The organism is Bradyrhizobium sp., from assembly GCF_035484855.1.
In the GTDB taxonomy this organism is placed as follows: Bacteria; Pseudomonadota; Alphaproteobacteria; order Rhizobiales; family Xanthobacteraceae; genus Bradyrhizobium.
On sequence record NZ_DATHOP010000251.1, the window covers coordinates 21077 to 30035 of the forward strand.

The 8959-nt window shown below is 61.3% G+C and carries 8 protein-coding genes; 6 read left to right on the top strand and 2 right to left on the bottom strand.

From position 1 onward, the window contains the following. Positions 1-20: 20 nt before the first annotated feature. Complete coding sequence (locus VK804_RS29005; RefSeq protein WP_325376635.1) at positions 21-596, bottom strand: nucleoside 2-deoxyribosyltransferase; 576 nt, start codon at positions 594-596, stop codon at positions 21-23. Continuing rightward, a complete protein-coding gene (locus tag VK804_RS29010; protein ID WP_325376637.1) occupies positions 571-3327 on the bottom strand; it encodes an ATP-binding protein in 2757 nt (918 codons plus the stop codon). The genes VK804_RS29005 and VK804_RS29010 overlap by 26 nt, the downstream gene beginning before the upstream one ends. Positions 3328-3573: 246 nt before the next feature. Here VK804_RS29010 and VK804_RS29015 point away from each other — a divergent pair, with 246 nt between their 5' ends. The 6 genes from VK804_RS29015 (at position 3574) to VK804_RS29040 (ending at position 8909) form a co-directional block, all read left to right on the top strand. After that, complete coding sequence (locus tag VK804_RS29015; protein ID WP_325376639.1) at positions 3574-4131, top strand: NAD(P)H-dependent oxidoreductase; 558 nt, start codon at positions 3574-3576, stop codon at positions 4129-4131. 69 nt (positions 4132-4200) lie between these two features. Next, on the top strand, positions 4201-4518 hold the full coding sequence (locus VK804_RS29020; protein ID WP_325376641.1) for a septum formation initiator family protein: 318 nt from the start codon (positions 4201-4203) through the stop codon (positions 4516-4518). Between the two features lie 153 nt (positions 4519-4671). After that, positions 4672-5724 carry a pyruvate dehydrogenase (acetyl-transferring) E1 component subunit alpha gene (gene pdhA, locus VK804_RS29025; protein WP_325376643.1) on the top strand — a complete coding sequence of 351 codons (1053 nt, stop codon included), beginning with the start codon at positions 4672-4674 and terminating at the stop codon, positions 5722-5724. 49 nt (positions 5725-5773) lie between these two features. After that, the gene (locus VK804_RS29030) at positions 5774-7186 is read left to right on the top strand and encodes a pyruvate dehydrogenase complex E1 component subunit beta (RefSeq protein WP_325376645.1); all 1413 of its coding nucleotides are present in this window, start codon (positions 5774-5776) and stop codon (positions 7184-7186) included. Positions 7187-7191: 5 nt separating this feature from the next. After that, complete coding sequence (locus tag VK804_RS29035; RefSeq protein ID WP_325376647.1) at positions 7192-7497, top strand: DUF5076 domain-containing protein; 306 nt, start codon at positions 7192-7194, stop codon at positions 7495-7497. A 2-nt stretch (positions 7498-7499) separates the two neighbouring features. Continuing rightward, a complete protein-coding gene (locus VK804_RS29040) occupies positions 7500-8909 on the top strand; it encodes a pyruvate dehydrogenase complex dihydrolipoamide acetyltransferase (protein WP_325376649.1) in 1410 nt (469 codons plus the stop codon). The last annotated feature ends 50 nt before the right edge of the window (positions 8910-8959 follow it).

An 8959-nucleotide genomic window follows, 5' to 3' on the forward strand; every position in this document is an offset into this window, starting at 1 on the left:
CGCTCGGACCTCTGTCGTGTTTACGGCCTTTTGTCGAAGCCAAATCGACGTGCGGCGAGAATCAGGCACGCCTCAAAACCCCTCAGATCAGAAAATCGCTGGTCGTGCGACACATCCCTTACCTGGACGGGCGCTCCACCCTCAAGGGCTCCGATCAGCATGAGATTGTCAAAGCCGTCGAAATCCTCGATGGCCATTCGTTCGCGGTCTTCCCAACGGCCAGATGCGCGCTCATTGACGCCGCCAGGCGTTTCCCTCATGCGCTCAAGCAGTGTCCCCGCGAGGTTGGTGTAGGCGAAAACCGGTCGAGCGAGCGAGCGGGCGAAACCAATTTCGTAGGCGGTGCCGACGTCTGCGCTGGGCCCGCGGAACGGTGTCAGGTTGGCGATCACGAGATCGCAGCGACGGATCATTTCCTCGTTGGCGGCGGCGATGCGCAAAGCCGCCTCGTGTTTTGCGTAGCCTGATATATCGATGTCGTTATCGGACGGCGAGATGCCGACGAAACCGTGGGCGGCGCAGGCCGCAATCTTGGCTCTCGCTACCTCTTCGGCGTTCAGCAAAAATACTTCAGGACCGGCGAGGTAAACCCGCAAGCCGGTAGGTTTCGTTGGCATCTTTTTTTAACTTTGTTTTGATGGTTTTGTTGATTTGGCCCCAATTCGCATCGATATTCTCCGGCTTGTCGAATACCTCATCCCATGCTTCGATTCGACTCCATTGATCCCAGTAATCGCCCGTTGGGAGTGGAAGGTCCTCAACCTCCTTGTTCAATCTGCGTGCCTGTTGTTTATTATATTTGAGTTGTTCGTCTGCAAGAACGGCCTCGGGCTTGATTTTCTTAGCCTTCCTCCCGGTGATAATGAAACCGAACAGCGTCGCGTCGTAATCCTTGTCGTCAAGTGGCATTGAATACCAGCCGGGTCGGCCCAACTTGTCCATCGGTCCGCTGCGGGTGTTTCTCACCGCCTTCAGAAGACGCGAGTTCTTGTCGAGATCGATGGCGCGGTTCGTCAATTTCTTCAGTGTTTGCCTGATTGCCCTCTTGCCGCCAGGGTTCGCCTCCCTTTTCATGTCAGCCCTCAGTTTCGCTGCCTTCTTGGCATCGCTGTACTGTCGTCTTTGCAACTGATCCACCAGACGCCCGAGCCGCGAAACCGGATCCGGAGGATAAACTCCGCTCCAATAGTCGAAGCGGCCGCCGCGCGTGACAGCGCCATCGAGCCTGTCGACGAAGTTGGTCGCCAGCATATAGCTGATCCTGCCTTCCTTGCTCGCTTCGTTGAGGGCTTTCAGTTTTGGCAACATGCCGGGCGTAAGAAATTCGATGATTGAAGTCGGAATCACTTCCGGGTCACGCTTCGAGCGATCCAGCAGGATCGAATCGAATTCATCAAACAGAATGACGACGTGGGTCAGCTTCGACAAGGCCTGGAATACCTGCCGCGCGCGGCGCTCCATGCCTTCTGCGCCGCCGACGAGGATGTCGCTGGGCGTGACCTCGACCAGGGGTACCCCGGCGGTCTTGGCGACGGCTTCGACCAGAGTTGTTTTCCCGGTCCCCGGCGGTCCATAGAGGATCAGCGAGTAGACGGGCCTCGATTCCGGCGGGCCATGACCGGCGTGTGCTCGAAGTTGCTGCAGCCGGATCGCTGCGCTGGCTTCTCCGGTCACCGCCGCGGTGCCGAAATCAGGATAGAACAGGTCCTCAAGTGCGAGCTTGAGCCGGGCAGGCTGGCGCACTTGGAAGTTCTGCAGAACCAGCCGGTTAATCGTCGCGTCGAGCATACTGATGATCGACTCAAGGGCATCGAGGGCGATGGCCGTTAGCCACCAAAGCGACTCCGGTTCCCGTGGTTGCGGGTCGGTCGTCCATCCACGTGCGCCGGCGCCGGGGACACGTGTATACTCGAAAGGCAACATCAAGCGTGCGACGAAATCCGGTTCCAGTTCCACGTCGAGATGGGCTACGAGATCGGCCAGGCGCCGGGAAACGTCGAGGGTGGCGACGTTGAGGCGATAGCCCTTGTCACCCACGTCGAATGGCTTGAGGCTCAATAGCCTTCCGTTGGTGGAAAGCAGGGGGAATAGAATTTCGGATGCGGCACGGACCTTTGGCCTTTTCCAACCGGAAACAAGACCAAGGAGAGTTGCGGCGAACACGAGCTCGGCCCCGTCCACCAGGTCGTTGAGTTGAGGCGATGCAGCCGCGAGTTGCCGATCGATGATGGATTCGGCAAATTGCTGCATGGGGCGCGTGAGATCGCGCAAAATTCCAGCGGCGGCTTCCAACTTTTTCGCAATATCGTCGCCGACCCTGTCGAAGTCGGTGTTGCGGTTGATCTTGAATTGCCTGTCGGCGGGAGCGATCTTGAGTGTAGCGAGGAATCGATCAATTGAGTTCCAGGCGATGCTCTTGGCAATCTCCACGGCATATGCCGGGTTTGGCCTTTCCTCGCGCTTGGTGCGGGGAGGGCGAATATCGCCTTGCGGAAACTGGGAAGAAGAGATTGCGGAAATGCGCGACAGAACGTCGACGATCTTTCTCAGTAAGCTTGGTGCGTCCTGATCGGCTGAGAGTGGGACAATCGAACGCGGCAGCGTTGCGAGCGATACCTTGAGCGAGTATTCACGAAACTTATTCTCCTGTTTTTGCCACGCGTCGACCTTGTTTGAGAACAGTTTTATCCGGGCGGCTTCTGCTGCGAGTAATCTAGTGGCGTTCGCGGTTTGAAGAAGCGCGGTCTCAAGCGCCAGTAACCCACGCGCGCATTCGCCGGTAACGAATGCGGTCGCTTGAGAGTTTTTGTCGGCGCGCGCGCCGCCACTTGTCCAATCCGGACCGGCGACCTCGTTCAATTCCTGCACAATGCGATAAAGACAGAAGAGCGCGGGACGGGATAATGCATAGCCAGGCGTTTCGGCCAGCGTCTGCAGGATCACGGCGCAGCGGAAAACGGGGACACTATCGAGCGGAGGCTTGGCGGCGGATCCGAGGGGTTTCGTCGATTGCAGATCGGCGAGCTTTATCGATGCTAGATCCTTGAGAATGGCGTCGTGGCTGCGCTTCCCTACGCTTTCATTGCCCTTCTTCATTGCGTTAAGCGTGACCAAGGCCCGCAACACTTCGGCCTTTTCGACGTCGTCGCCCGGCAGCTCCCAACCGGGGGATGCGGCCGCGCGTTCGTTGAATTTACCGCTCCGCGGGCGAGGCCTGTAGACGCTCGCGGTCAGAGCCGCGATCGCCTCTTGTCGCAGCTTGCGGGCCTGCTGGCGTAGTTCGTCAAGCTCCTCGATGTCGGCAATTTGCTCGTCGAACGTTTTCATAGATAGCGCTCCGCAACCGGCGCGAATTTGTATTTGAGGCGAGATAAACGGAAGTACCGGAGGTTAGGATGCAGGTCGCCCACAATCAATAGATCATCCAGCGTGTGATGAAATTGGGAACGAATCGCCGTTCGTCGCCGAGTGCCGCGCAAATTGAAATTTTCGGTTCATGCACTTGCATCTTTCGCCGACATGGCTAGGGTGAGTGCCATCTCATCCGCGTCCCGCTATCCAAGAGGAAGTCCCATGGCCAGCCCCTACAACATCGTCGTCATCGTCGGCAGCATTCGCAAGGAGAGCTTTACGCTCAAGATCGCCAATACCCTGGCCAAGCTGGCACCGGCTTCGCTCAAGCTCGATGTCACGACGCTGCAGGGTATTTCCTTCTTCAATCAGGACCTGGAAGCGACCCCGCCGGCGGATTGGCTGGCGTTCCGGGAAAAACTGCAGAAGTCGAACGGGGTGCTGTTCGTTACCCCCGAATACAACCGCTCGATCCCGGGCGTGCTGAAGAACGCGATTGACGTAGGCTCGCGGCCCTATGGCAAGAGTTCGTTCCTGGGCAAGCCGACGGGCATCGTCTCCAATTCGCCTGGACCGCTCGGCGGCGTCAGCGCGGCAAAGCACCTGCAGAATATCCTGCCGGGCATTTCCGGGCCGATCATGGGGCAGCCGGAAATCTATCTGAACGCGATCGGCGATGCCTTTGACGACAGGGGCGAGTGCTCCAAGGAGACGCTGCTGAAGGTAATGCAGCAATATATCGACGCCTATGCGGCCTTCGTGGAAAAGCAAAACAAATAGGCAGCGCGCCTTCGCCGGCGCCTGGCGGCCTTAGGATTGCGTTAACCGGGCCGCCGCATCCTCCGGCCCATGGTCTCGCGCTCCCGACTCAAATCCCTGCTCACCGGGCTTGCCCTCTACACAATAGCGGCGGCGATGGTCGGCTATTTCGGCGTCAACGCCTATACCGGGAAATACGGCTTGAACGCACGGCAGGAACTGGATCAGGAAATCATCGCGCTGACGTCGGAATTGGCGCGGCTGAAGCGGGAGCGCGCCCAGGGCGAGCAGCGGGTCTCGCTGCTGCGCTCCGACCGGGTCGACCCCGACATGCTCGACGAGCGCGCCCGCTATCAGCTCGATTATGCCAATCCCCACGATCTGGTGCGGATCAACACGCCGAACTGATCCTCAAATTCCAAATTTGCACGGAATCAATTTCAAAAATGTCGCGCGGCATTGCACTGCGGTATGACGAAATTTTCGCTCGTTCACGCAGTCCTTTCACGGCGGTTTGAGTTGGGTTAGAGAGGGCTAGTCGTTCTCTCATCCGGATCAGCCATGGCCGCACCGAAGAAGTCAGTCACAAAAGATTCAGGCCAGGAAAAGGGTCAGGACAAGGGCCCGGACAAGGGCAACGGTTCCGACCAGCCCCCGGAATTCACCCGGGAGCAGGAGCTGGGCGCGCTGCGCGACATGCTGCTGATCCGGCGTTTCGAGGAAAAGGCCGGCCAGCTCTACGGCATGGGCGCGATCGGGGGCTTTTGCCATCTCTATATCGGCCAGGAAGCCATCGTCGTCGGGATGCAGATGACCCTGAAGAAGGGCGATCAGGTCATAACCGGATACCGCGACCACGGGCACATGCTCGCAACCGGCATGGAGGCCAAGGGCGTGATGGCGGAATTGACCGGACGCCATGGCGGCTATTCCCATGGCAAGGGCGGCTCCATGCACATGTTCAGCAAGGAGAAGAATTTTTTCGGCGGCCACGGCATCGTCGCTGCGCAAGTTTCGCTCGGGACGGGCCTTGCCTTCGCCAACCGTTATCGCGGCAACGATTTTGTCAGCCTGGCCTATTTCGGCGACGGGGCCTCGAACCAGGGCCAGGTCTATGAGAGTTTCAACATGGCCGAGCTGTGGAAGCTCCCCGTGGTCTACATCATCGAGAACAACCGTTACGCCATGGGCACCTCGGTGACGCGCTCCTCGGCGCAGACCGATTTTTCCAAGCGCGGCATCTCCTTCAACATTCCGGGCGAGCAGGTCGACGGCATGGACGTCCGTGCGGTCAAGGCTGCCGGCGACAAGGCGGTCGCCTGGTGCCGCGCCGGCAAGGGCCCCTATATCCTGGAAATGCAGACCTACCGCTACCGCGGTCATTCGATGTCGGACCCGGCGAAATACCGCACCCGCGAGGAAGTCGACAAGGTGCGGCATGATCAGGACCCGATCGAGCAGGTCCGCAACCGCCTGCTGGCGGCCAAGATGAGCGAGCAGGAATTGAAGGCGATCGACGCCGAGGTGCGCGAGATCGTCAACGCCGCCGCCGATTTCGCACAGCACGACCCCGAGCCGGATCCGTCTGAATTGTGGACGGATGTCTATCGCTAAAGCGCCGGGCGCGCTTGCAGCCTGAAGAGTGAATTTTTCCGGAGCTACCATGCCAATTCAAGTGCTGATGCCCGCGCTGTCGCCGACCATGGAAAAGGGCAACCTTTCGAAATGGCTGAAAAAGGAGGGCGAGCCGATCAAGTCGGGCGACGTCATCGCCGAGATTGAGACCGACAAGGCGACGATGGAAGTCGAGGCCACCGATGAGGGCACGCTCGGCAAGATCCTGATCCCCGAAGGCACCGCCGACGTCGCCGTCAACACGCCGATCGCGACCATTCTAGCGGACGGCGAGAGCGCCTCCGATCTCGACAAGGCGCCGGCGCCTGCCAGGCAGGAGAAAGCCGCGGAATCTGCGCCGCCCGCCGAGACCAAAGCCGAGGCTCCCGCAGCCAAATCGGGTGGCGGCGAAGAAAAGAAGATGCCTTCCGCCCCCAAGGCCGTCGCCGAGCCGGATCCGGAGGTGCCGGAGGGCACCGAGATGGTGACCATGACCATCCGCGAGGCGCTGCGCGACGCCATGGCCGAGGAGATGCGGCGCGATCCGGATGTCTTCGTGATGGGTGAAGAGGTCGCCGAATATCAGGGCGCCTACAAGGTCACGCAGGGGCTGCTGCAGGAATTCGGCGACCGGCGTGTGATCGATACCCCCATCACCGAGCACGGCTTTGCCGGCATCGGCGTCGGCGCCGCGATGGCGGGCTTGAAGCCGATCGTCGAATTCATGACCTTCAATTTCGCCATGCAGGCGATGGACCAGATCATCAATTCCGCCGCCAAGACGCTGTACATGTCGGGTGGCCAGATGGGTTGCTCGATCGTGTTCCGCGGCCCCAACGGCGCGGCTGCCCGCGTCGCCGCCCAGCACAGCCAGGATTATTCGGCCTGGTACTCGCAGATTCCCGGGCTGAAGGTGATCGCGCCGTATTCGGCCGCCGACTACAAGGGTCTCCTGAAAGCCGCGATCCGCGATCCCAATCCCGTGATCTTCCTCGAAAACGAAATGCTGTACGGCCATTCCGGCGAAGTGCCGAAATTGGCCGATTACGTCATCCCGATCGGAAAAGCGCGGATCGTGCGCTCCGGCGCCCACGTGACCATCGTCTCCTGGTCGAACGGCATGTCGTACGCGCTGAAGGCGGCCGACGAACTCGCCAAGGAAGGCATCGAGGCCGAGGTGATCGACCTGCGCACGCTGCGCCCGATGGACACCGACACCATCATCGCCTCGGTCAAGAAGACCGGCCGCGCCGTCACGGTGGAGGAAGGCTGGCAGCAGAACGGCGTCGGCGCCGAGATTGCCGCCCGCATCATGGAGCATGCCTTCGATTATCTCGACGCGCCGGTCATGCGGATATCGGGCAAGGATGTGCCGATGCCCTATGCGGCGAATCTGGAAAAGCTCGCATTGCCCTCGGTGGCTGAGGTGGTCGAAGCCGCCAAGGCCGTTTCGTACAGGTAAGGCTCATGGCCGGTCCCAGGGAGCAACCATTGCCGCCAGACGTCATCGGCCGCGACGACGCGACCGAGGTGCTGCGCGCCTTCGTGGTCGATGGCGGGCTGTCGATCGCCTTCACCCGCGCCTTCGAGGAGCCGGACATGTGGGGTCTGCTGCTGGTCGACGTGGCGCGACATGCCGCGCGTGCCTATGCACGCGAGAGCGAATTTAATGAGGAAGAAGCACTGAGCCGCATCCTCGATATGTTCGAAGCCGAAATCGCGCGGCCGACCGATATGGGCAACACCACGCCGCGGTCGCAACAAGGTCACTGACAATGCCAATCAACATCCTGATGCCCGCGCTGTCGCCGACGATGGAAAAGGGCAACCTTGCCAAGTGGCTCAAGAAAGAGGGCGACAAGGTCAAGTCCGGCGACGTCATCGCCGAAATCGAGACCGACAAGGCGACCATGGAGGTCGAGGCGGTCGACGAGGGCACCATCGCCAGGATCGTGGTGCCCGAGGGCACCCAGGACGTGCCGGTCAACGACGTGATCGCGGTTCTGGCCGGTGACGGCGAGGATGTGAAGGCCGCGGGGGCAGGGGCTGCAAGCGCACCGCCGAAGGCGGCAGCACCCGCTCCTGAACCGAAGCCTGCGCCTGCAGCAGCGCCGGCTGCCGCTCCCGCGGCGAAGCCTGCACCAGCGCCCGCTGCCGCTCCTGCGGCCAAAGCCTCGCCACCTCCCGCAGCGGCTCCGGCACCCCAGGCCGCAGCGCCCGCGCCGCAGACCAACGGCCACGGCCGCATCTTCTCCTCGCCGTTGGCGCGGCGTCTGGCCAAGGAAGCCGGCATCGACGTGGCGCGCATCAACGGCTCCGGTCCGCACGGCCGCGTCATCGCGCGCGATGTGGAGCAGGCAAAATCCGGCAAGGGGCTGAAGGCGCCGGCTGCCGCGCCCGCAGGCGCGCCGAGCATCGCGCCCCTGGGCGCAGTTGCGCCCGGAATGTCGGACAAACAGATCCTCGCGCTGTACGAGCCGGGCAGCTACGAGGTGATCCCGCACGACGGCATGCGCCGCACCATCGCGCAACGCCTGACCGCCTCGACCCAGACCGTCCCGCAATTCTATCTGACGATGGACTGCAACATCGGGTTATTGGTCGAGGCCCGCGAGCAGATCAACGCCGCCGCACCCAAGGACAGGGACGGCAAGCCGGCCTACAAGCTCTCGGTCAATGATTTTGTCATCAAGGCCCTGGCACTGGCGCTGCAGCGCATCCCCAACGCCAATGTCAGCTGGACCGAGGGCGGCATGCTCAAGCACAAATATTCCGATGTCGGCGTCGCCGTGGCGATGCCCGGCGGCCTGATCACGCCGATCATTCGCAACGCCGAGACCAAGTCGCTGTCGACGATTTCGGCTGAGATGAAGGATTTCGCGGCGCGGGCGCGGGCCCGCAAGCTGAAGCCCGAGGAATATCAGGGCGGCACCACGGCGGTTTCCAATCTCGGCATGTACGGCATCAAGGATTTCACCGCCGTGATCAATCCGCCGCATGCCACCATTCTGGCGGTCGGCGCCGGCGAGCAACGCCCGATCGTCAAGAACGGCAAGCTTGAGATTGCGGAAATCATGAGCGTGACCATGACCTGCGATCACCGCGCGGTCGACGGCGCGCTCGGCGCCGAGCTGATCGGCGCGTTCAAGCGCCTGATCGAAAATCCGGTCCTGATGGTGGTGTGAGACGGATCAGCGCCACCCCAATCGCATCACGCAGGAGAAAACGATGCCGG